Origin of the sequence: Caldicellulosiruptor kronotskyensis 2002 (genome assembly GCF_000166775.1) — a bacterium.
Lineage (GTDB): Bacteria > Bacillota > Thermoanaerobacteria > Caldicellulosiruptorales > Caldicellulosiruptoraceae > Caldicellulosiruptor > Caldicellulosiruptor kronotskyensis.
On sequence record NC_014720.1, the window covers coordinates 1,809,523 to 1,832,424 of the forward strand.

Sequence of the window (22,902 nt, forward strand, 5' to 3'; positions counted from 1 at the left end):
CTCACCTTTTTATAATTTAGTTTTCCACTTTCTGCATTTCATATGCTTCCACAATATCCCCTTCTTTTATATCGTTAAACTTCTCAAAGGTCATACCACATTCATACCCAGCTGCAACTTCTCTGACATCATCTTTAAAACGCTTGAGCGATGCAAGTTTCCCTTCATAAACAACAACACCGTCACGAATAATTCGCGCGTTTGCTGTCCTTGTTATCTTGCCGTCCAGAACATAACATCCTGCAATTGTGCCAACTGCAGATGATTTGAATATCTGTCTGACTTCTGCATGTCCTATTACTACTTCTTTGTAGACAGGCTCAAGCAGCCCTTTCATAGCAGCTTCAATGTCATTTATTACATCATAGATTATCCTATACATCCTCACATCAACCTTTTCTTTTTCAGCAAGTGACATTGCACCAACCTCTGGTCTGACATTAAATCCTATTATAATAGCGTCCGATGCAGAAGCCAAAGTAACATCCGATTCAGTGATAGCACCAACCGCGGCATGTATGACCTTGACAGTAACCTTGTCGTTTGAAAGTCTTTCAACAGCAGATTTTAGTGCTTCCACCGACCCTTGAACGTCAGCTTTTATAATAACCCTTAGCTCTTTCAACTGGCCTTTTTGAATTCTTTCAAAAAGCTCATCAAGGGATATCTTTGTGCTTTGCATTTTTTCTTCTTTGAGTTTTTCTTGCCTTATCTGTGCAACCATCTTCGCTGTCTTTTCATCCTTCACACATACAAGCTCATCACCTGCAATGGGTACATCTTCAAGCCCTAAAATCTCAACAGGCATGGAAGGACCTGCTTCCTTTATTCTCTGACCTTTGTCGTCCATCATTGCACGAATTCTTCCCCATGTGTTTCCAACAACAACATAATCTCCTACTTTTAATGTTCCTTTCTGAATCAAGACTGTTGCAACAGGTCCTCTACCTTTATCGAGTTTTGCTTCAATTACCCTACCACGTGCAGGTCTGTTTGGATTTGCTTTGAGCTCCATAAGGTCAGCAACAAGTAAAATCATTTCAAGCAGATGGTCAATACCTATTTTTTTCTTTGCAGAGACATTTACAAAGACTGTATCTCCACCCCACTCTTCTGGAATAAGTCCATATTCAGATAACTGTTGCTTTACTCTTTCAGGGTTTGCTTCTGGCTTATCAATTTTGTTTATTGCAACTATGATAGTAACATTTGCTGCTTTCGCGTGGTTGATAGCTTCTACTGTCTGCGGCATAACACCATCATCAGCTGCAACTACAAGCACTGCTATATCAGTAACTTGTGCACCTCTTGCTCTCATCGCAGTAAACGCTTCATGTCCAGGCGTGTCTAAAAATGTTATCTTTCTACCATTTACCTCTACAACAGATGCACCAATGTGCTGTGTAATTCCACCAGCTTCTTTTTCTGTCACATTAGTTTTTCTTATAGCATCAAGTAATGATGTCTTTCCATGGTCAACGTGACCCATTACAACCACAACAGGCGGCCGTGGAACAAGGCTTTCTGGCGGGTCTTCCTGGTCCTCTAAAAGAATCTCTTCTTCAGATTTTATAATCTCTTTTTCTACTTTAAATCCATAGTCTTCTGCTATTAAAGATGCAATATCAAAGTCTATCTCTTGATTGATATTTGCCATCACACCAAGCATTATTAGCTTTTTGATAATCTCTGCCGCAGGTTTTCCTATCAAGTTTGCAAACTCGCCAACCACAATCTTTTCTGGTATCTTTATTACCTCTTCTTTTTTCTCCTCCTGAGCTGGCTTTGTCTGTAATTTCAAAACCTCTTTTTGCTCTTTCGACTTCTTCTTAAGTTTTTCTTTTCTACCGCGTCTGACATGCTTTTCTTGCAAGTATTCTTCTTCTAAAAGAGTATCTTCAACTTCTCTGTCAACCTTTTCAAGTTCTTCTCTGCCTAATATCACTTCTTCATGATGTTCTTCCTCAATAGCAAAAGTTTGTTTTTTGTGTTTTGGAGCCTTTTCCTGCTTCTGTTTTGCTTGAGCCTTATCCTGAAATTTCTTCTCTATTTTCTGTTCCTTCGCGACCTCGTATTTTGGTTTAGAAACCTGTTTTTTTTCTACTTCCTGCTTGAGTTCAATCTCTATAGTTTTTCTACTCTCTTGCACTGTTGTTTTGTCTCTTGCCCCAGACTTTGCTGGTTTATCTTCTTTTTTATATCTCTCTTCTTTCTGTCTTTCATCTCGTAGCTGTCTACTTTTTTCTTTTTCTTCTACCTTTCTTTCATGACGAGGCTTTTCATCAAACTTTCGAAGTTTTCTGTCTTCTATTTTTTGCCTCTTTTCTTGAACCTGTTGATCCTTTGAAACATTTCTTCTTTCTGCTCTTCTTTCAGCTTGTTGTTTGTCCTTCTCTTGCAAAATATATTCAAGTACAAGATTTATATCATTCTCTTCAAGAGCACTCATATGATTTTTGTGTTCAATGTTTAACTTATTAAGTACATCCATTAAATCTTTATTTTTCATGTCAAGAAGCTTTGCAAATTCATATATCCTAAGCTTATTAGTCATTCCCACACCTCCGCATCAAAGCTTTTTACTGCCAATTTTTTTAAAAATTCTTCAAGCTTTTCATAAAAATCTTTTGAAATATTCACTTTTAGCGATTTTTCTAATCCTTTTTTCTTCATAGCAAGTTTTAAACATTCTAAATCTTTACAAATATATGCTCCTCTTCCTGGCATTTTCTGTTTTGAGTCAATAAAAATTCCTTTATCTGTTCTGACAATTCTCAAAAGCTCTTTTTTAGGTTTTATACTCATACAGCCAACACATTTTCTATGAGGAATAAACTCTTGCACATTTTCACCCCAATCAATCTTTACCCTTTATATCTATTTTCCAACCAGTAAGTTTTGCTGCAAGCCGAGCGTTTTGTCCACCCTTGCCAATCGCAAGAGACAATTGGCTGTTTGGAACAAGGACAAATGCCTTTTTTTCAATTAAATTTAAATCAATATGGACGACCTCCGCAGGGCTGAGAGCATTCTTTATAAATTCCCCAATGTCACTACTCCATTTTACAATGTCAATTTTCTCACCATTCAAGTGCTTTAGCACATTCTGAATTCGTATCCCCTTTTCACCTATACAAGCTCCAACAGGATCAACTTTTAAGCTGTTAGAATAAACTGCTACCTTTGACCTTGACCCTGCCTCTCTTGCAATTGCTTTTATTTCAATTATACCCTCTTGTATCTCAGGCACTTCATTCTCCATAAGCCTTTTTATTAAATTTGGATGAGTTCTTGAAAGATAAACAATAGGTTCTTTTTCTTTGGGAGGAATTTTAACATCAACAAGATAAAATTTCATCAATGTCCCTGGTTTGTACTCTTCACCGGGTATTTGCTCCTCCATTGGAAGTATTGCTTCAACCTTCCCGCCTTCAATTTCTACAATAACATTCTTTTTATCAATCCTCTGTATAATACCTGTAACTATATTATCAATCTTTGAAGAATAATCTTCAAATATGATGCTCCTCTTTTTTTCTCTTATCTTCCCTATAACTGTCTGCCTGACTGTCATTGCCGCCTTTCTGCTAAACTGGGAAATGGGAACCTCTATTGCTACAATATCACCAATTTTATATCTCTTATCAATTTTTTGTGCATCCTCAAGTGAAATTTCATTTTTTCTATCTTTTACATTTTCGACAACTTTTCTGTATTCATAAATTTTTACACTTCCCTTTTCTGGATCAATGGAAACTTTAACGTTAGAAAGATTTTTGTCTTTTATTCCTTTTACCTGCTTATAAGCTGTCAAAAGAGCTGATTCTAAAACTGAGTATACATAATCCTTTTCAATCTTATACTCTCTTTCAAGCTCATCAATTGCCGAAAACAGCTCCTGAAAATCAAGAGTTTGCTCTTTTTTGGGCATCTTTCTAAATTCCCCCTTTTCATTCTTTAGTTAGAATCTTATTGCAAGCTTTACCTTTTTTATATTTTCAACAGGTATAACTATCTTCTCTTTATCCACAATCAAAATTAAAGATTTTTCATTCTTCTCCACAAGCTCTCCTGTAATCCTTGTACGGTTCAAAAAAGGCTGATTCAAAAATACATCAACAACTTTTCCCTTGTTTCTTATAAAATCCCTGTCAGTGACAAGTGGCCTGTCAACACCCGGTGATGAAACCTCTAAATAATAGCTAAATGGAATAGGGTCAACAATGTCAAGCTTTTCAGAAAGTTCTTCACTGACAAGCTGACAGTCATCTATTGTAATCCCGCCGGGTTTATCTATATACACTCTCAAAAAATGACTTTTTCCTTCCTTTTTAAATTCAATATCCACCAGGTCAAAGCCATACCTTTCTAATATAGGCTTTACAAGCTCTTCCACTTTCTTTGTTATCTTTGACATGAGAAATACTCTTCTCCCTTCTATTAAAACTTTTTACTACCTAAAACTCCATAAACAATATTAAAGAGTGGGGGATACCCACTCTCATGCTAATTCACTTTATGTCAGCACCTCTGATTATAAATATTATACCACCTTAATTTTATTTTAACAAGAAGCGCAAAAATTATTACCTCAAACTCTGGACCTTACTTCTCAAAACTTGAATAGATTTTGAAACATCACCACTGTCAAATACATATGAACCTGCAACTATCACGTTTGCACCTGCGTTTACACAATCAACAATGGTCTCTTCATTAATACCACCGTCAACTTCTATCTCAAACGAAAGTCCTTCCTTTTCTCTGAGGTTTGCCAACATTTCAATCTTTTTTAGGGTATATGGTATAAATTTTTGTCCTCCATATCCAGGATTTACAGTCATAACTAAAACCATATCAACAATTTCAAGAACATTTTCTATCATGTATACAGGCGTTGCAGGATTTAGCGCAACACTTGCTTTTTTGCCAAAACTTTTTATTTTACTGATGAGGGCATCCAAGTGGTAGGTTACCTCTGCGTGAACTGTAATATTATCAGCACCGCTTTGGACAAATTTTTCAATATGCTTTTCAGGATGTAAAACCATTAGATGTACATCAAAAAAAAGTGTTGAATTTTTTCTAAGACTGCTTACCACGGGAGCACCAATTGTGATATTGTCTACAAAGTTTCCATCCATAACATCTATATGGACCAAATCAGCTTTAGCTAACTCAAGTTTTTTAAGTTCATTTTTCAAATCTGCAAAATTAGAAGATAAAATAGATGGTGCAATCTTTATCTGCAACTTTTAATCCTCTCCTTTAATCATACTCTTTTTGTGCAGGAAGTTGCATAAATATCTGCTTGTACCTTTCATACCTTTCAAAATTTATCTTTTTTTCAGTCACTGCAGCTTTTACCATACAGTCAGGTTCAAATATGTGGTTGCACCCCGGAAATCTGCACCCTTCAAAATCATAAAATTCCGGATAATAATATTTTAGATCATTTCTTAAAAGTCCCATTATTTCAATTGAACTAAAACCTGGTGTGTCTGCAATGTAGGTATCCTCCCCTGCACGTAAAAGTTCTACTACCCTTGTTGTATGTCTACCTCTCTCAATCTTTTTAGAAATTTCGCCAACTTTTAAGTTTGCTCCCGGAATCAAACAGTTTAGTATAGAACTTTTCCCTACACCAGACTGCCCAGCAAAAACTGAAATCCTTCCTTGAATATAATTTTTGAGTTTATCAATACCTTCTCCAGTCTTTGCAGACACACCTATTACATCAAATACACTGTACTGTTGCTTTATCATCTCAAATGTCTTTCCATCATCTAAATCAATTTTATTTACGCAAATTACAGGCTTTACCTTTTCCTTTAATACATTCACTAAAAGTTTATCCAGTGCGATTAAAGATACCTCTGGCGACACTGATGCTACCACTACTATGGCAATATCCACATTTGCAATTGGTGGACGGATTAGCTGATTTTTTCTTGGTAGAATCTTATCAATAATATATGAACCTTTGCTTTTCTCTACGATAACAACGTTGTCGCCCACAAGCGGAGTGATATCATCCTTTCTAAAAACTCCTCGTGCCCTACATTCATATATATTTCCATCATGGTCATATACATAATAAAAACCAGCAATTAGTTTTCCAATTACTCCATTTATATGCATAGCTATTCCACCGTCTCCTCTGTTGATAATTGGTCGTTTATATACATCCTAATTGTAGATTGTCCAGTGATAGGAATTTTAACCTGTAAAGGAGTCTCTTCTTTTTTTACTATTCTATCAAATACAATGCTCTCATTTCCGTTTGAACTTACCACTATTTTAACATTTGCTTCATTTAAATCAGAAGGTAAAATTACTGTTTTTATAATAATCTTTGTTGTAGTTTTTGTCTCAACCTTTTTGGTCACTATTAAATCAACAGTACTTCCTTTTACAACCTGCTGCCCGTAAGATGGTGATTGACTGATAACAATATCAGACTCTCTATCTGTGACCTCTTTATAAGTAACGTTACCGGCGTTAAGTCCGTTTTTTAGTAAAACATCCTTGGCATCAACTATATTCATTCCTGTTACATCTGGAACTAATACTTTTTCTATTTTGGGACCCAAACTTACAGTCAAAATTACAGTACCATTTTTCTCTATGAGCTGGTTTGCAGAAGGCTGTTGATCAATAACTGTATCCACCGGCTTGTCAGAATAATCTTTCTTTATCTCAACACTCAAACCATTGTTATCAAGCTCTATCTGAGCATCTTTGATATTGAGCCCAACCACATCAGGAACTTTGACCATTTCCGGTCCTTTGCTAACTATTAGCTTGACAGTAGTATCTTTTTTTACTTTAATACCTGCAGCAGGGTCTTGATTGATAACCATTCCTTTTTCAGCCGGGTCGTTTTGCTCTTCAACCGAATATTTTAGTCCCAGCTCATCAAGTTTTGCCTTTGCATCATCAATTGAAAAACCTACAAGGTCTGGCATTGTAATGTCATTTTCTTGATAAGTCAAGCTTTTCCCAATAGCATTATAAAATATTAGCCAGCCTATTGCAACAATAATAAGGGCAGTTAGTATTCCAGCCACCACATAAATCCAATCTTTTCTCTTTTCTTTTGACTCCTTTTTTTGGTCTACTGAGGTATTATCCGATTTTATCTTTTCAAGCTGAAACTGTTTGGTAGCAGCATTTTCATGCGACTCTATCTTGACAAAATCACCCTCTGGTTCAATGAGCGAATTTTTCAAATCTTGAATCATCTCACTGGCTGATTGATACCTCAGCAAAATATCCTTTTGCATTGCCTTCAAAATTATTGCTTCTAAACTTTTTGGTATATTGGGATTATAAAGTGTAGGTTTTATTGGCTGTTCTTGCAGGTGTTTTAAAGCAATAGAAATTGGAGTATCCCCATCAAACGGCAAAACTCCAGTTACCATCTCATAAAGTACAACTCCAAGAGAATACAAGTCCGACCTATTGTCTATATATCCTCCTCTTGCCTGTTCTGGAGAAAAATAGTGAACAGAGCCAATGGTGAGATTTGTATTTATAATAGTGCCTGTTGAAACTGCTCGTGCAATACCAAAGTCTGTTACTTTGACAATCCCATTTTCATCAATCAAGATATTTTGAGGTTTTATATCCCTGTGCACAATACCTTTTTTATGGGCATGGTCCAAAGCTCTTAAAACCTGTATAGCAATGGTTGTTGCATCTTTTGGACTGAGCCTGCCAGTTTCTTTCATAAACTCTTTTAGAGTTTTGCCATTTACATATTCCATAACTATGTAGTACATCCCGTCCTGCTCACCAACATCATAGATAGATACAATGTTAGGATGCGAAAGAGATGCTGCTGCCAGCGCTTCTGTTCTGAACCGTTGCAAAAATTCCTCGTCTGTTGCAAACTCCGACCTTAAAACTTTTATGGCAACATATCTATTCAAAATTGCGTCTTTGGCTTTATACACAACCGACATTCCACCGCTTCCTAATTTCTCTTCAACTTTGTATCTGTTTCCTATTATAAACTCATCCATGAACAATCATCACCCTCACAAAATCTCTTTTTTCTTATACCAAGAGATAGACAATTGTTATATTGTCAATACCACCTGCCTCAAGAGCTTTTTCAATTAATTTCTTACCTACATCATAAAAATCATTTTTCTTAAATATTTCGTAAATTTGAGCATCAAAAACCATGTTGGTCAGTCCATCTGTACACATCAAAAAGCAATAATCCTTATTTTGCTCACGTTCAATTTCGTAAAGGTCAACTTCTAATTCTTCTTCTATTCCAATTGCTCTTGTTATGATGTTTTTCTTGGGATGAGTATAAATTTCCTCTTTTGTAATTTTTCCATCTTTAAACATCTTATAAACCAGAGAATGGTCCTCTGTAATTTGTCTAATTTCATTGTTATCTATAATGTAGACTCTTGAATCTCCAATGTTGCTCACAAGTATCTTATCCTTGTAGCAAAATAATCCCGTTAAAGTGGTCCCCATTCCATACAAAAGGGGATTTTTTATCTGATGGCTTATAATCTTTTGATTTGCATACCTGTAAGCTTCTTTTATGGTTTCTTTCATAGAATATTTTAACATTTTCTGATTTAGTAATATATAGTCAATTACATACTGACAGGCAAGGCTGCTTGCCACCTCACCTGCACTGTGTCCACCCATCCCATCAGCTATCAAAAAAACATTCAATCCTTCTTCTCCCTTGTAAACAATATAATAATCCTCATTGTTTGTCCTTATATTTCCTTTTTCTGTGAGAGCAACGTATTTCACATACTTCATCCCCTAATTCCCTTATATGTTAAAATACCGTTTTCTCAGCTGTCCACACGCTGCAGATATACTGCTGCCAAGCTCTCTTCTAATTGTAACATTAATTTGATATGATTTTAAGGTTTCAAAAAATACTTTTATTTTTTCTTTTGAAGGTCTTCTAAACCCTTTTTCTTCAACTGGGTTAACAGGTATCAAATTTACATGTACAAGCTTACCTTTTAATATCCTGCCAAGCTCTTGAGCACAGTCAATAGAATCATTTACCCCATCTATCAGAGCGTACTCAAATGTAACTCTTCTGTTGGTCTTTTGAATATAGTAGTCAACTGCTTTCATGATATCTTCAATAGGATATTTCTTGTTTATCGGAACAAGTTTGTCTCTCAAACTATTATTTGGGGCATGCAAAGATATTGCAAGGTTTACTTGTTTTGGAAAATCACATAGTCTATAAATCCCTTCAACTATGCCAACTGTTGAAATTGTGATATGCCTTGCCCCTATGTTCTTTCCATCTTTTGAGTTTATTATCTCTATAAACTTAAACACATTTTCGATGTTGTCAAATGGCTCGCCACTTCCCATCAGAACAACATTTGTTATTCTTTTGCCTGTAAAGTTTTCTGCACTGATAATCTGGTCAACCATCTCACCTGGCGTAAGGTTTCTGACAAATCCGCCTATGGCAGAAGCACAAAACCCACAGTTCATTTTGCATCCAACTTGTGTTGAGACACATACTGCATTTCCATATCGATAAGGCAAAAACACACTTTCAATCCCATTTTTATCACAAAGTTCAAACAGAAATTTTATACTCTCTCCATCACTTTGATGCTGTAAAATTTGTAAAGAGTTCATCAAAAATTCATCATAAATCTTCTTGCGAAGTTCAAGGGGAAGATTTGTAAATTGCATTACATCAGTAGCATTTTTCTTGTAAAGCCACTCAAAAATCTGAGTAGCCCTAAAAGGCTTTTCGCCAACACTTTCAAGCCATATCTTAAGCTCATCTATTGTTAAGTCCTTTATAAACCTTTTCATATTCCTTATCTTTCGCCCTCTTTTCTAAGTTTAGCTATAAAAAATCCATCACATTCAAACTCGTCGGGAAAAATAGTTGTTTGGGATACCAACGAAAAATCTTTGTGCTTGTCTAAAAACTCTATAACTGTTTCTTCATTTTCTTTTTTCCCAAGCGTGCATGTAGAATAAAAAAGTATTCCTCCTCTTTTTAAGTAACCTGCTGAATTATCAAGTATTCTTACCTGCAATTCATGAAGATTCTCAATATCCTGATAACTTTTATTCCATTTTATATCAGGCTTTTTCCTGATTGCGCCAAAGCCAGTACATGGAAGGTCGGCAATCACAATATCAAATTTTTCGGCAAAATCAGGGTTAAAAACCTCAGCGTCATTCTTTGCAACTATGATATTATCAAAACCAAGACGCAAAATGTTTTCTCGCAAAATATCAAGTTTATGTTCGTTTATATCACATGCAACAACAAATCCATCTATAACCTCTGCACAGTTAAAAGTCTTTCCACCTGGAGCGGCACACAGGTCTAATACTTTCTTTGCTCTTTCAAAATCTTCTTGATTTGACTTTACAACAAGAGAAGATGCCAAATCCTGAAAATAAAAATAGCCTTTTTTATAAAGTTCTGTTTCCTTTATGTTGCCCTTCAAAATAAGGACTATTTCATTGTTACGAGAATTAATCTCATACTTAAATCCGTTTTTCTCAAGCTCTTGTGTTAATGTATTTACATTGGTTTTTTTGGTATTTATCTTTATACTCTGAGGAGGTTTTGTATTTAAAAATTCTAAAATCTTTATAGTTTTTTCAAGTCCATAACTCTCTTCTAAATAATCTATTAAAAATCTGGGATAAGAAAGCTTTATTGATAAATAACTTTTATAGTTCACGTCCTTAATTCTTTCCAATGACTCTTCTATTTGATTTTTGTTTCTTATTATATTTCTCAAAATTGCATTAACAAAAGCCTTTAAATGTGGATTTATTTTGCTTGCAATCTCACATGCCTCGTTAACTGTTGCATACTCTGGAATCTTTTCAAGAAAAAGAAGTTCATATGTTGCAACTCTTAAAATGTTTAATATCCTTTTATCCTTTACTCCTTTTTTTGCAACAAAATTAATATAGTAGTCAATAAGGTTTTTGTATCTCAACACACCATGAACCAGCTCAACAAACAAAGCCCTATCCTTTTCATTTTTTAATTTTTGATGAAATTTCTCTAACAAAGAGTCCACGCCAGAAAACTTTTTCTTTTCAATCTCAAATAGTAAGAAAAAAGCTGCTTGCCTCGTATTAATCTTTAATCATCCCTTCTTCGTTGAACTAAACTAAGATAATATAATAACTGAAGTATTGCAACAGATACCGCTGCAACATATGTCATAGCAGCCGCACCAAGCACTTTCTTTACTGCTATCTCCTCATCAGGAAGTATAACACCTGATACTTTTAACGCCTCTACAGCTCTTTTGCTGGCATTTAATTCAACAGGCAGTGTAATCAAGGTAAACACAACTGCTAAACTGAAAAGCAAAATTCCAAGATTTATAAATATATCTCCATTCTTCAGTAAAAGACCTATCAAAATAAGCGGAAAAGCCAAATTCGACCCTATATTCACAACAGGTACCATGGCAGTTCTAAGGACAAGCCAAGGATATTTTTGGTAGTGCTGAATTGCATGACCTGCTTCATGTGCAGCAACTCCAACTGCAGCAACAGAATTTGAATCAAAAACACCCTGTGATAGTCTGAGCACTCTAAATCGCGGGTCGTAATGGTCTGTCAAAAGTCCCGGTACATATTCTACTCTGACATCATAAATACCGTTGGACCATAGTATATTTTTGGCAACCTCGGCACCTGTCAGTCCTGAAAATGTTCTGACTCTGGAATACTTTGAAAATACCATCTGGACCCTCATTTGAGCTATGATGGATATCAAAAATGCAGGAATAGCAAACACAAGATACAAAGGGTCAAAATAGTAAAACACTTTTCATCCTCTCCCCTGATTTTAGGCTAAAACATCTCCTTTTTTTATTTTATACCCATTGACAAAGTCTCTTGCACTAATCTTTTTTCCACCTTCAAGCTGAAGAAGTCTAAGTCTTATCAGACCATCTCTAACTTTTATTATAATGCTGCTGTCATCTATCTCAACCACAGTACCATTTAGTACATTACTATTAATATTGTCTTTATTATCCTGAGCAATTTCAATATCGTGAATTTTTAAAAGTTTTCCTTTGAAAGTTGTGAAAATTCCTGGCCATATTTTAAGAGCTCTAAATCTATTATAAATTTCCTTCGCACTCATATTCCAGTCAATCTTTCCTTCTTCCTTTTTGATAGGCGGTGCATATGTTGCTCTGCTGTGGTCCTGTTTTACAGGAGTTATACTTTCGATATTCCTCAAAGTTTCAATTAAAAGCTGGCTACCCACTTCTGCAAGCTTTTTTGAAAGTGTCAAAATGTCATCATTATTTTCAATTTTAACTTCTTTCTGAAGAAGAATATCTCCTGTGTCTAACCCCTCGTCCATTTTCATAATAGTAATGCCTGTATATTCCTTGCCATCCATAAGCACCCTTTGAATTGGTGCAGCTCCCCTGTATTCTGGTAAAAGTGAAGCATGAACATTTATACAGCCATGCTTAGGTATCTCAAGCACTTCTTTGGGAAGAATTTTTCCATATGCAACAACTACGATTGTATCAGGTTCTATCTTTTTTAAAAGGTCTAAAAAATCCTCATTATTTTTTAACTTTTCGGGTTGAACAACTTCTATTCCAACCTTTTGAGCAAACTCTTTGACAGCCGGTGCTGTCAATATTTGCTTTCTTCCAACAGGTTTATCAGGTTGTGTAACAACAAGTTTTAAATTTACAAAAGGCTCTTGTATCAGTTTTTGCAAAATATCAACTGCAAAATCCGGTGTTCCCATAAATACAATATCCAAATTTATCTTCCCCTTTCTAAAACCCCAACAATTTACTCTAAGTCCATTTTATCGCCTCTTGCTCGCCTTTGTTCAATCTCCTCTTCAGATACAAATCTTATAACCTTGTCAACAAACAAAATCCCGTCAAGATGGTCTATCTCATGACACACAGCCCTTGCTAAAAGTCCCTCTGCTTCAAGTCTAAACTCATTTCCAAACCTATCCTGAGCTTTTACTATTACTTTCTGTGGTCTTTCCACCTCACCCCACACGTTTGGGACAGAAAGACAACCTTCTACATCTACAGCATTTCCTTCTACTTGTTCTATTTCGGGATTGACAAGTTCAATTGCTCCTTCTCCTATATCAATTACAACCGCTCTTTTGAGTACTCCCACCTGCGGCGCTGCAAGACCAATGCCGTTTGCTTCATACATAGTGTCTTTCATATCGTCAAGAAGCTGGCAAAGTCGCTGGTCAAATTTCTCAACAACCTTAGATTTTTTGCGCAGTATCTCATCTTCATATGTTCTTATTTTTCTCAGTGCCATTTGTCTAAGTTTAAACCCTCCTGTTTTGTTAAAGTGTATCTAAAGGATTTACGTCGATGATAAGCGACGCGTTACTATAATTATATCTTTCTTTAATCAGATTTGCTATACTAATCATCTGCCCAGCTCTTTTGAACTTTACCAGTATGTGATACCTGTACTGGTTTTCTATTTTAAAGATGGGATTTTCACTTGGACCATAAATTTTCATGTCATTCTCCATTTCATACTCCTTGAGCAAAGCATATACATGCTCTATTCCTCTTTTTGCCATATTCTGTTCCCTTGCTACTGTAACAAAGTTAACTACATAAGAATACGGTGGATATTCCATCATTTTTCTGAGTTTCATTTCCTGGGCATAAAAGCTTTCATAGTCGTGCTTTGAAGCAAATACAATGCTGTAATCCTCAGGGTTAAAAGTTTGAATTATAACTTTTCCTGGCTTTTCCCTGCCAGACCTTCCTGCAACCTGTGTAAGTAGTTGAAACGTTCTTTCTCTGCTTCTGAAATCTGGCATGTTCAAAAGAATATCTGCATCTATCACACCCACCAAGGTCAAGTCAGGAAAGTGCAAACCTTTTGCAATCATCTGCGTACCAACAAGAATATCAGCCTCTTTTTCCCTGAATTTTTTTAGAAGCTGCTGTGTCGCATCTTTTTTTGAAGTTGCATCACTGTCCATACGCAAAACCCTTGCATCTTTAAAGTACGCTTTTATCTCTTCCTCTATCTTCTGGGTGCCACTACCATATTGTCTGACATACCTGCTGTTACATTTAGCACACGCACCTTTATATTCCTCTTTATACCCGCAGTAGTGACATTTCAAATACCCCTCTTTGTGGTATGTAAGTGAAATACTGCAGTTTTTACACATATAAACGTAGCCACACTCACGGCATATAACAATTGGAGAATAACCTCTCCTGTTTAAAAAAAGGAGAACCTGATCCCCTTTTTTCAAGTTGTTTTCTATCTCACTAAGTAAAAGCCTGCTGAAAATGGATTTGTTACCTTCTAAGATTTCTTTTTTCATATCAACAATTAAAACTTCTGGCAGGGTCTTGTTTACTCTATTTTTCAATATACAAAGAGAATACTTTCCTTTTTTAGCATAATAATAATGCTCAATAGATGGAGTTGCAGAGCCAAGTATAATGGGTATGTTATTTATTTTAGCTCTCATCTGGGCAACCTCAACAGCATTTATCCGCGGCGATTTTTCAGATTTATAGCTTGGTTCATGCTCTTCATCGACAATTATAAGACCAAGGTTCTTGACAGGTGCAAAAACTGCTGAACGGGGACCAATTACCACAACTGCTTCTCTGTTTCTAGCAGCAAGCCAACTGTTTAGCCTATCTATACTTTTCATTTTGCTGTGATATACTAAAACTTTATTACCTATTCTACTTTGAACATTTTCTATCATCTGTGGTGTGAGTGAGATTTCTGGTACCATGAAAATTACGCTCTTGCCTTTTACAATTGCATATTGTATTGATCTTATATAAACCTCTGTTTTCCCACTCCCTGTGACTCCAAATAAGAGAATATTTTTGTAACCTCCTTCATCAAATGCAGAGATTATACTATTTAGGGCTTTGTGCTGTTCGTCAGTTAAATTAAACTCTGGTTCTACCCGCGGCAGATTTTTCTCAGCATTTTCTCTTGTATCAAAATTCTTTAAATCAAACTCTAAAAGCCCTTCCAAAAAGAGCTTAGTTATTTTTTCTTTGTTCTCTTTCACAAGCTTTGAATTTACGCTCACCGGTTTTTTCAAAATACTTTCATACAACTTTTTTAAATCATCATCTAAGTTTCTATTTTCTTCATGCTTTTTTGCACAGATATTATATATCTGTTTGCTGCTCACAAAAGGAGGTATAACAAGTGACAAAGCCTCGCCCAGATTTAGCGCATAGTAATTTTTCATTGAAAAAGCAAGTTCTATCTGTTCTTTTGAAACAATAGAAAATTTATCAATTACGGCAAGCACACACTTTAACTTATTTATCTCTATATCAGTTGTTTGCTTTATCCCAACAACAAGCCCCTCCACAATTCTATTTGAAACTCCAAAGCTAACATACACTCTTTTACCTATCTCAATGCTGTTTTCAAGATGTGTTGGTACCAAATAATCAAATACCTTATCAACATTGGCGTCCTGGTAGTTGATACAAATCTGAGCTATCATCTTAAAACCCAAACTCCATCCATTAAAAATTATTACCTCTGCTACATTTTGCAGAGGTATGTCACTACATGATCAAAAATCCTTTTAGCAACTTCACTTTTGCTCATTTTGGGAAGATTTTCTATCTTTTCTTTTGATATGAGTGTTACAATGTTTGTATCAACATCAAAACCTGCTCCTTCTTCAAGCACATTGTTTGCAACAATCAAATCAGCATTTTTCTCTTCTAATTTCTTTTGGGAGTTTACTAAAACATTCTCTGTCTCTGCTGAAAAGCCCACAATTACTTGACTCGGTTTTTTATTCTCTCCCACAAATTTTAAAATATCTGGATTTTTAATAAGTTCAATAGTAAGTTCATTCTTGTTTTCCTTTTTAATCTTGTTTTGGTTTGTAGTTTTAGGTCTATAATCTGCCACAGCTGCAGAAAAGATTAGTATATCATACTGATCGTAAATCTCTTTCACCTTATGATACATCTGAGAAGCAGTTTGCACGTGTATAATTTCTATGTCAGCATAGGTGTTTATACTCACTGGACCTGAAACAACTGTAACTTGAGATCCTCTTTTGTATGCCTCTTCAGCTAAAGCATACCCCATTTTACCAGATGATCTGTTTGAAATAAACCTGATGGGGTCTAAATATTCCCTTGTAGGTCCTGCAGTAATGAGAACTTTCTTTCCTGCCAAGTCTTGACTGCAAAGAAGCTTTTCTATCTCAATCAATATCTTTTGATTTTCTGGATATCTTCCCTTTCCATACACACCACAAGCCAAAAACCCTGATTCAGGCTCGACAAAATTTATCCCAATCGATTTTAGCTTGTGAATATTTTGCTTCACAATAGCATTTTCGAGCATGTTTGAATTCATTGCAGGCACTATTAGCACAGGTTTGTCAAATGCCAAAAACGTTGTGGTCAGCAAATCATCAGCAATACCACTTGCAAACTTTCCAATTATGTTTGCAGTAGCAGGAGCCACTACAAGAATATCTGCCCACGTTGTAAGAGAGACATGTTCTATATCGTAGAAATATTCGCTTTCAAAAGTATCTGTATAGACCCTGTTTTGGGATAGAGTCTGCAGCGTCAAAGGAGTTATAAATTTTTGAGCATTTTTTGTCATTATTACCTTTACATTTGCTTCACTCTTCTTTAAAAGTCTTATAAGCTCGCATACCTTGTATGCTGCTATCCCACCGCATATTCCTATTAATACGTTTTTATTTTTTAATCTCATACTTTTTCACCGGCTTTACGTACTTGTAAGAAATCTTCCCAGAAGCAACTTCATTTACCGCCATTGTAACATACTTGTCAGAGTTAAAATTGGTAATGTCAACTTTTTTTTGTGCCTGCTGAAGAAGTTGTCTTGCTCTTTTTGCAACAAGTACAGAAAGTGTGTATTTATTGTCTACAAATTTTAAAAGTTCGTCAAGCCCTGGTCGCAAAAGCATCCTTCATTCACTCCTTCAAAAAACTTTGTATATCAAATCTCCTACTCTTCAGTTTTTCAACTTCAATAATCTTTTGTATCTTTTCAGCAGCATCATCCACATTGTCATTTATAACACAATAGTCATACTCTGGCACAAGTTTTATCTCACTTTTCGCAATCTCAAGCCTTGCTCTTATTTCATCTTCCGACTCAGTGCCTCTTTTTATAAGTCTTTTGTAAAGCTCTTCTATGGATGGTGGCAGTAAAAATATCAGTACTGCATCCGAAAATACTTTTTTAATCTGAAGTGCTCCTTTTGTCTCAATCTCCAAAATTACATCATAGCCTTTTCCCAATGCTTCAAAGACAAAGTCTTTGGGCGTACCATAATAGTTATTGTTATACTCAGCATATTCTAAAAATCTTTCATTTTTAATCTCTTCTTCAAATTGCTCGCGCGAGACAAAAAAATAATTCACACCCTCTTTTTCTCCTGGTCTTGGCTTTCTTGTTGTTTTGGAAATTGAAAGTTTAATATTGGGATTTTTTTCAAGAAGCCTTCCAACAACTGTACCCTTTCCAGTCCCTGCTGGCCCTGAAATCACAATCAAAAGTCCTTCTTTCATTTTTTGTCATCCTCATCCTCAACTTCAATGTCTTCTTCTTCAAACTCTTCTTCAGGTTCTATAATTCTGTGTGCTACAGTCTCTGGCTGAACAGAAGAAAGTATTACATAGTCAGCGTCAGTTATTATTACCGCTCTCGTTCTTCTGCCATATGTGGCATCAATTAACATACCTCTTTCTCTTGCTTCCTGGATTATTCTCTTTATAGGTGCTGAATCAGGACTGACTATTGCTATCAGCCTATTCGCTGAAACTATGTTACCAAACCCAATGTTTATCAGTTTTATATTACCGCTATTGCTCAAAACAAACTCACCTCTATTCAATATTTTGAACTTGTTCACGGATTTTTTCAAGCTCATCTTTAAGATTTACAACACATTGGGAGATTTCAAAAATAGTAGATTTAGCACCAATTGTGTTTGTTTCTCTGTTCATCTCTTGAACTATAAAGTCAAGTTTTTTGCCAATACTTCCTCCAGCTTCTAAACACTCAGCAAACTGACTTATATGACTTTTAAGCCTCACAAGCTCTTCTGTTATATCACTTTTGTCAGCAAACAGAGTTATCTCCAGCATAAGTCTGTTTTCATCAATGTTTTTTAAATCGAAATATTCGCTTACCCGTTTGTAAAGTTTTTCTCTGTAATTTTCAACCAAATCCTTTGAATACTCTTCTATTCTACTCACCAAAGCTTTAATGGTTTCTAATCTCATCAGAATATCCTTTTTAAGATTTTCACCTTCTATCTTTTTCATTTTATCTAAATTTTGAAGTGCCTCTTCAATACAATCCAAAAGCTCAGACTTTACAGTACTGATGTCAAGTTCTTCAGTCTCAATCACAAGGGCATCTGGAAGTTTTATAAAAGTCGAAAGGCTAAAATCGTCCTGAATTTCCGAAAAGTTTTCCCTAACCCTATTTATTGCTTCCAAGTACTGCTTCATTATCCCTATGTTAGGAATAATCCTGTAGTCTTTTTCGCTGAAGCTTTTAAAATTAATATATATATCAACCTTTCCACGGCAAATATATTGCGAAACAACATTTTTTATCTCATTTTCAAATTTGATAAACTCTTTAGGCATCTTCAAGTTTATTTCTAAGTATCTGTGGTTTACACTTCTTATGTCAACGCTGTATTCCCTCTCATTTATTATTCTTTTACATCCACCGTAACCCGTCATACTTTTAATCATGATAATATAATCAATCCTTTCAATGTTATTGTAAAAAAATCCTTATTAGAAGAAAAATAAAAACTCCTACTTGACTACTATCTATTTTAAAGTATTTTTACCCATAAAATCAAGAAAGGGTTATAATATTAGTTGAAATAATATATACTTTTGAAAAGCAAGGTGAAGTTAAAAATGATAATAGGCCTTGATGTTGGTGGTACAACCATCGACACAGTAGCAATAGAAAATGGAAAAGTTGTTGCATTTAAAAAATTCGAACGTGGTAGAAGTTTAATAGACTCTGTATTAGAAAGTTTAAATCAGTTTATATCTAAAGAGATGATTTCAAACCTTGAAAGAATAACACTCAGTACAACCGTTACTACAAACGCAATAGTTCAAAATAATTTAGATAAGGTTGGAATGATAATAGAAAACGGTATTGGATCAAATCCTGAATTTTTGATGTGTGGCGATATGAATTTTTTGGCAGATGGATATATAAATAACAGAGGTATAGAGGTAAAACCAGTAAATATTGAAAGCGTAAAGAACGCTTTGCATAGCTTTAAACAAGAAGGTATAGAAAACTTGGGCATTGTTGGCAAGTTCTCTGTTCGAAATCCGCAGCATGAACTTGCTGTGTATGAGGCAGCTAAAGAATACAACTTTAAATTTATGTCAGTTGGCTACAAACTTTCTGGCAAACTCAACTTTCCCCGAAGAGTTTTTTCCACATACTTGAACTGTGCAGTCCACAGTACATTTAACATGTTTTATAAAAGTATTTTAACATTTTCACAAGAAAGAAAAATTCCTCTTGAGAAGATATTTATTCAAAAGCCAGATGGGGGAATTGTAAATTTACAAGATATTGAAAACTTTCCGATATTCTCTATTCTCTCAGGTCCAGCTGCATCTGCTCAAGGCGGATTTGTCTTATCTAATTTTGCAAAAAATGCAGTCATAATTGACATTGGTGGAACAACAACTGACATTGCGTTCTTGTCAAACGGCAATCTTGTTCTTGAACCATATGGAGCAAAAATTGGAAAGTATCCTACTTTGGTAAGATCAATATATTCACGTTCTGTGGGGCTGGGGGCTGAAAGTATTGTTAAAATAGTAGATAATACAATTAAGATAGGACCAGAAACAAAAAGATGGTATGAACAGGACAAAAATGAGTTTGCTACTTTGCATGATGTTCTTCAATTTTCAAGTTCACACTCTGAAAGTCCTGTAAATGTTCGATTAAAGTCTTTATCTTCTCAGCTGAATATGAGCCAAGAAGACTTTTGTAAATTTGTGATAAGCAGGGCAGTAGCAATGATAGAAGAAAAATTGAAAGAGGGAATTGAATACATCAATAATCTTCCAGTTTATACCATAAATAAGCTATTGTATGGAGAAAAATTCGCACCTCAGAAGATAATTCTAATTGGTGGACCAGCTCAGCTTTTAAAACCTTATTTAGAGAACAAGTTTAAAATAAAAGTTGAAGTTCCGAAACATTACATGGTTGCAAACGCAATTGGTTGTGCGATCGGCTCAATCTCAAAAGAGTACAACTTAGTTGCAGACACTATCCAAGGTAAAATGGTAATCCCAGAGCTAAATATATATCATAATATTCCTGCAGACTTCACTATTGACCAGGCAAAGAATGTTTTAATAGAAAAGGTATTAGAGTGCAGAGAAGCTAAAAATCAAGACGATATAGAGATTGTAGATGAAAGTTCATTTAATATGATAAGAAATTTTAGATTCTGTGGAAGAATGATTAGAATTAAAGCTCAGTTAAAACCCAAGCTTTTAAATTTGAGAGATTGATTTTTTAGGAAGTGAGACAAGATGTTAAAAGCAAAAAATAGTTTAGGGCTCATACTTTTTCCTGCCTTTGACTGGAGAATTTCTCCAACGCATCCTGAAAGAGAAGAAAGACTTTTGTATACAATTGACCAGATAGAAGAAGAGGGACTTTTTGACTATGAAAATATAAAAATTTACAATCCCGAAATGATTGACTCAAAATATATAGAGATGACCCATTTTTGCATTCCTACTATTTCTTCAATTGTTACCGTATCTCACAAGATAGCTGCAGGCTCAGCAATAACTATTGCTAAAAAGGTTCTGTCAAAGGAAGTAGAGAAAGGCTTTGCTCTTATCCGACCACCCGGCCATCATGCACACAGAATAACATATGGCGACAGAGGATTTTGTATTATAAACAATGAGGCGATAATGGTGGAATATTTAAGAAAAGAATATAAAATTAAAAAGATAGCAATAATAGACACTGACTGTCATCATGGTGATGGAACACAGGATATCTTTTGGAACGACAAAGATGTCTTGTTTATTTCTCTGCACCAAGATGGCACAACCCTATATCCCGGCACTGGTTTTACTGACGAAATGGGGGGACCATCAGCAATTGGTTATACTTTGAATCTGCCCTTGCCACCGTATACATCTGATGATGGCTTTTTATATTGCTTAGACAATCTTATCATCCCTGTTTTAGAAGAATTTAAGCCTGATATCATAATAAACTCAGCAGGGCAGGACAACCATTATTCTGACCCACTAACAAACATGAACTTTTCAGCACAAGGATACGCAAAACTCACAGAAAAGTTAAGTCCAAATATTTCTGTTTTAGAAGGCGGGTATTCTATTGAAAGTGCTCTTCCTTACGTCAATTTAGGTATAATATTTGCACTTGCGGGTATTGATTATTCAAACATAAAAGAACCTGATTATAATCCTGAAAGACTTAAACAGTCTCAAAGAACAACTGATTACATCAAACGGCTTTGTGAACATGTATACAGTATATGGAAATCAAAAGAAGAAAGAGAATACAAAATAAAAATGGAAAAACAAGATTACTATGTCAGAAAAAAATCCATTTATTACGACACAATGGGATTTAGAGAAAATCAGCTTGAAAGAATAAAAATCTGCAAAAAATGCTCAGGTCTAATATTAATAGACTCCCTTTGTTTGGGATATAGGGTTTTAGCCATAATAATTCCACACGATGCATGTAATGATTGCGAAAATGAAGGTCACAAGCTCTTTGAAAATACTGAGGTTGGAGACTATTCTCATATACTTTTGCAAGATAAAAAGAGTTTTGAGTTTTTTAGAAGAACCTCATAAAACTTATATTGTTTGTCTTACTTTAAAAGATATTTCTCTTTTCTCTCTTTTAATTTCTCACCATTTATGAGCACCAAGCTGCCCTGCTTGAATTTTAGTTTTTTGGCTAAGTATTCGCATTTTATTTTCAAAAGATAAAAAACATTGGGTTGAACATCTTCAAAGTCATCCACAGTCTCAAAGTTTGCCTGCCCTTTTGAAATAATCACATCAGCAGTAGATATAAGATTTTTGAGTTGCTCAGAAATAAAGTCTTTTGGAACTCCCAAAAGCCCTGCTCCGCTCTCAACAACATTTGCTATTCTGCTCATAGAAACTTCCTCTGCATCTTCTAACGTAGCATCGTTAAGTACGGGCTTAGACTTCACAATGTAATAAACATTTTTCCCCATTTTATTTAAAATTTCCACCAATACCTTATCAAACACAATCTCACCTGCATTATCACCGACAATCACTACATCTTTTGCCTTCTCAATCTTTTCCTTTAATAGAGGATAGTCATCAATCCAAAATCCAAAATCAAACGCGTGTTCTAATTCCTTATCAATATCAAAATCTCTCTGAATCCCTAAGTCAATAACATTGCCTGCAACAGAAACTTTCAACGCTTCATAAAGAGTATCATCAGCTGTTTGTACCTTTTCTTTCACTCTTGGATACAGTTCAAGTGCCAATTTGTTTGAGAATTTTTTCGCTTCATAATATGGGTCTGGATTATTTATATACTCATATGTTTTTAGCAATACAAGTGAAGAGTTATACGCCGGTGAGTCAGAAGGCTCCAAAGTTTTTATGAAATCCATGAGATTATAGAGCACTTCTATCTTTTTTTCATCGGGAACTTTTATCATCTCCATACACGAAACTGCCTGTTTTAGGTAGCAGTGAATGCAATCAACAAGGCTCTTCAATTTAAAGCTCACTCCCTTTGAAGTTAAAT

22 protein-coding genes are annotated in these 22,902 nt (G+C 35.1%); 2 read left to right on the forward strand and 20 right to left on the reverse strand.

Going from position 1 to position 22,902, the window contains the following annotated elements; translation table 11 throughout:
• Positions 1–16 precede the first annotated feature (16 nt).
• The 19 genes from infB to CALKRO_RS08390 form a co-directional block, all read right to left on the reverse strand.
• Entirely contained in the window at positions 17–2,554 is a 2,538-nt protein-coding gene (gene infB, locus CALKRO_RS08300) for a translation initiation factor IF-2 (RefSeq protein ID WP_013430589.1), read from the reverse strand.
• Complete coding sequence (gene rnpM / locus CALKRO_RS08305; RefSeq protein WP_013430590.1) at positions 2,551–2,844, reverse strand: RNase P modulator RnpM; 294 nt, start codon at positions 2,842–2,844, stop codon at positions 2,551–2,553. Before rnpM ends, infB begins: the two co-directional genes overlap by 4 nt.
• Positions 2,845–2,857: 13 nt before the next feature.
• Positions 2,858–3,931, reverse strand: a complete 1,074-nt coding sequence (gene nusA, locus CALKRO_RS08310; protein ID WP_013430591.1) for a transcription termination factor NusA — start codon at positions 3,929–3,931, stop codon at positions 2,858–2,860.
• Positions 3,932–3,961: 30 nt separating this feature from the next.
• Complete coding sequence (locus tag CALKRO_RS08315; RefSeq protein ID WP_013430592.1) at positions 3,962–4,417, reverse strand: ribosome maturation factor RimP; 456 nt, start codon at positions 4,415–4,417, stop codon at positions 3,962–3,964.
• 169 nt (positions 4,418–4,586) lie between these two features.
• Positions 4,587–5,252 (reverse strand): ribulose-phosphate 3-epimerase, encoded by a 666-nt coding sequence (gene rpe / locus CALKRO_RS08320; RefSeq protein WP_013430593.1) that lies wholly within the window; start codon positions 5,250–5,252, stop codon positions 4,587–4,589.
• Positions 5,253–5,268: 16 nt separating this feature from the next.
• Positions 5,269–6,141, reverse strand: coding sequence for a ribosome small subunit-dependent GTPase A (rsgA, locus tag CALKRO_RS08325; protein ID WP_013430594.1), 873 nt, complete (start codon positions 6,139–6,141; stop codon positions 5,269–5,271).
• 2 nt (positions 6,142–6,143) lie between these two features.
• Positions 6,144–8,027, reverse strand: coding sequence for a Stk1 family PASTA domain-containing Ser/Thr kinase (gene pknB / locus CALKRO_RS08330; protein ID WP_013430595.1), 1,884 nt, complete (start codon positions 8,025–8,027; stop codon positions 6,144–6,146).
• 34 nt (positions 8,028–8,061) lie between these two features.
• The gene (locus CALKRO_RS08335) at positions 8,062–8,799 is read right to left on the reverse strand and encodes a Stp1/IreP family PP2C-type Ser/Thr phosphatase (RefSeq protein WP_013430596.1); all 738 of its coding nucleotides are present in this window, start codon (positions 8,797–8,799) and stop codon (positions 8,062–8,064) included.
• 12 nt (positions 8,800–8,811) lie between these two features.
• Positions 8,812–9,837, reverse strand: coding sequence for a 23S rRNA (adenine(2503)-C(2))-methyltransferase RlmN (rlmN, locus tag CALKRO_RS08340; RefSeq protein WP_013430597.1), 1,026 nt, complete (start codon positions 9,835–9,837; stop codon positions 8,812–8,814).
• Between the two features lie 5 nt (positions 9,838–9,842).
• Positions 9,843–11,138 (reverse strand): 16S rRNA (cytosine(967)-C(5))-methyltransferase RsmB, encoded by a 1,296-nt coding sequence (gene rsmB, locus CALKRO_RS08345; RefSeq protein WP_013430598.1) that lies wholly within the window; start codon positions 11,136–11,138, stop codon positions 9,843–9,845.
• 2 nt (positions 11,139–11,140) lie between these two features.
• Entirely contained in the window at positions 11,141–11,836 is a 696-nt protein-coding gene (locus tag CALKRO_RS08350) for a zinc metallopeptidase (RefSeq protein WP_013430599.1), read from the reverse strand.
• Between the two features lie 21 nt (positions 11,837–11,857).
• The gene (gene fmt / locus CALKRO_RS08355) at positions 11,858–12,787 is read right to left on the reverse strand and encodes a methionyl-tRNA formyltransferase (protein WP_013430600.1); all 930 of its coding nucleotides are present in this window, start codon (positions 12,785–12,787) and stop codon (positions 11,858–11,860) included.
• A gap of 47 nt (positions 12,788–12,834) precedes the next feature.
• Entirely contained in the window at positions 12,835–13,335 is a 501-nt protein-coding gene (def, locus tag CALKRO_RS08360; protein ID WP_013430601.1) for a peptide deformylase, read from the reverse strand.
• Positions 13,336–13,363: 28 nt separating this feature from the next.
• A complete protein-coding gene (gene priA / locus CALKRO_RS08365; protein WP_013430602.1) occupies positions 13,364–15,538 on the reverse strand; it encodes a replication restart helicase PriA in 2,175 nt (724 codons plus the stop codon).
• 41 nt (positions 15,539–15,579) lie between these two features.
• Positions 15,580–16,782 (reverse strand): bifunctional phosphopantothenoylcysteine decarboxylase/phosphopantothenate--cysteine ligase CoaBC, encoded by a 1,203-nt coding sequence (gene coaBC, locus CALKRO_RS08370; RefSeq protein ID WP_013430603.1) that lies wholly within the window; start codon positions 16,780–16,782, stop codon positions 15,580–15,582.
• Positions 16,766–16,999 (reverse strand): DNA-directed RNA polymerase subunit omega, encoded by a 234-nt coding sequence (gene rpoZ / locus CALKRO_RS08375; RefSeq protein ID WP_013430604.1) that lies wholly within the window; start codon positions 16,997–16,999, stop codon positions 16,766–16,768. The genes coaBC and rpoZ overlap by 17 nt, the downstream gene beginning before the upstream one ends.
• Before the next feature lie 7 nt (positions 17,000–17,006).
• Positions 17,007–17,606 carry a guanylate kinase gene (gmk, locus tag CALKRO_RS08380; RefSeq protein ID WP_013430605.1) on the reverse strand — a complete coding sequence of 200 codons (600 nt, stop codon included), beginning with the start codon at positions 17,604–17,606 and terminating at the stop codon, positions 17,007–17,009.
• Positions 17,603–17,893, reverse strand: a complete 291-nt coding sequence (gene remA, locus CALKRO_RS08385; protein WP_041723413.1) for an extracellular matrix/biofilm regulator RemA — start codon at positions 17,891–17,893, stop codon at positions 17,603–17,605. The genes gmk and remA overlap by 4 nt, the downstream gene beginning before the upstream one ends.
• A 31-nt stretch (positions 17,894–17,924) precedes the next feature.
• Positions 17,925–18,806: a YicC/YloC family endoribonuclease gene (locus CALKRO_RS08390; protein ID WP_013430606.1), complete on the reverse strand. Its 882-nt coding sequence runs from the start codon at positions 18,804–18,806 to the stop codon at positions 17,925–17,927.
• Positions 18,807–18,980: 174 nt separating this feature from the next.
• Between CALKRO_RS08390 and CALKRO_RS08395 the strand changes: the two genes are divergently transcribed.
• Together CALKRO_RS08395 and CALKRO_RS08400 are read left to right on the forward strand one after the other, a co-directional pair.
• Positions 18,981–20,621 carry a hydantoinase/oxoprolinase family protein gene (locus tag CALKRO_RS08395; RefSeq protein WP_013430607.1) on the forward strand — a complete coding sequence of 547 codons (1,641 nt, stop codon included), beginning with the start codon at positions 18,981–18,983 and terminating at the stop codon, positions 20,619–20,621.
• Positions 20,622–20,642: 21 nt separating this feature from the next.
• A complete protein-coding gene (locus CALKRO_RS08400) occupies positions 20,643–21,959 on the forward strand; it encodes a histone deacetylase family protein (protein WP_013430608.1) in 1,317 nt (438 codons plus the stop codon).
• A 17-nt stretch (positions 21,960–21,976) separates the two neighbouring features.
• Here CALKRO_RS08400 and CALKRO_RS08405 read toward each other — a convergent pair whose 3' ends face one another.
• A complete protein-coding gene (locus CALKRO_RS08405; RefSeq protein WP_041741968.1) occupies positions 21,977–22,873 on the reverse strand; it encodes a damage-control phosphatase ARMT1 family protein in 897 nt (298 codons plus the stop codon).
• Positions 22,874–22,902 lie beyond the last annotated feature (29 nt).

What these genes read in the sequence shown, in the direction of transcription:
- infB (WP_013430589.1), bottom strand. Translation starts at nt 2,554, where the DNA reads ATGACTAATAAGCTTAGGATATATGAATTTGCAAAGCTTCTTGACATG.
- nusA (WP_013430591.1), bottom strand. Translation starts at nt 3,931, where the DNA reads ATGCCCAAAAAAGAGCAAACTCTTGATTTTCAGGAGCTGTTTTCGGCA.
- CALKRO_RS08315 (WP_013430592.1), bottom strand. Translation starts at nt 4,417, where the DNA reads ATGTCAAAGATAACAAAGAAAGTGGAAGAGCTTGTAAAGCCTATATTA.
- rsgA (WP_013430594.1), bottom strand. Translation starts at nt 6,141, where the DNA reads ATGCATATAAATGGAGTAATTGGAAAACTAATTGCTGGTTTTTATTAT.
- pknB (WP_013430595.1), bottom strand. Translation starts at nt 8,027, where the DNA reads ATGGATGAGTTTATAATAGGAAACAGATACAAAGTTGAAGAGAAATTA.
- CALKRO_RS08335 (WP_013430596.1), bottom strand. Translation starts at nt 8,799, where the DNA reads ATGAAGTATGTGAAATACGTTGCTCTCACAGAAAAAGGAAATATAAGG.
- rlmN (WP_013430597.1), bottom strand. Translation starts at nt 9,837, where the DNA reads ATGAAAAGGTTTATAAAGGACTTAACAATAGATGAGCTTAAGATATGG.
- fmt (WP_013430600.1), bottom strand. Translation starts at nt 12,787, where the DNA reads ATGGGAACACCGGATTTTGCAGTTGATATTTTGCAAAAACTGATACAA.
- def (WP_013430601.1), bottom strand. Translation starts at nt 13,335, where the DNA reads ATGGCACTGAGAAAAATAAGAACATATGAAGATGAGATACTGCGCAAA.
- priA (WP_013430602.1), bottom strand. Translation starts at nt 15,538, where the DNA reads ATGATAGCTCAGATTTGTATCAACTACCAGGACGCCAATGTTGATAAG.
- coaBC (WP_013430603.1), bottom strand. Translation starts at nt 16,782, where the DNA reads ATGAGATTAAAAAATAAAAACGTATTAATAGGAATATGCGGTGGGATA.
- rpoZ (WP_013430604.1), bottom strand. Translation starts at nt 16,999, where the DNA reads ATGCTTTTGCGACCAGGGCTTGACGAACTTTTAAAATTTGTAGACAAT.
- gmk (WP_013430605.1), bottom strand. Translation starts at nt 17,606, where the DNA reads ATGAAAGAAGGACTTTTGATTGTGATTTCAGGGCCAGCAGGGACTGGA.
- CALKRO_RS08390 (WP_013430606.1), bottom strand. Translation starts at nt 18,806, where the DNA reads ATGATTAAAAGTATGACGGGTTACGGTGGATGTAAAAGAATAATAAAT.
- CALKRO_RS08395 (WP_013430607.1), top strand. Translation starts at nt 18,981, where the DNA reads ATGATAATAGGCCTTGATGTTGGTGGTACAACCATCGACACAGTAGCA.
- CALKRO_RS08400 (WP_013430608.1), top strand. Translation starts at nt 20,643, where the DNA reads ATGTTAAAAGCAAAAAATAGTTTAGGGCTCATACTTTTTCCTGCCTTT.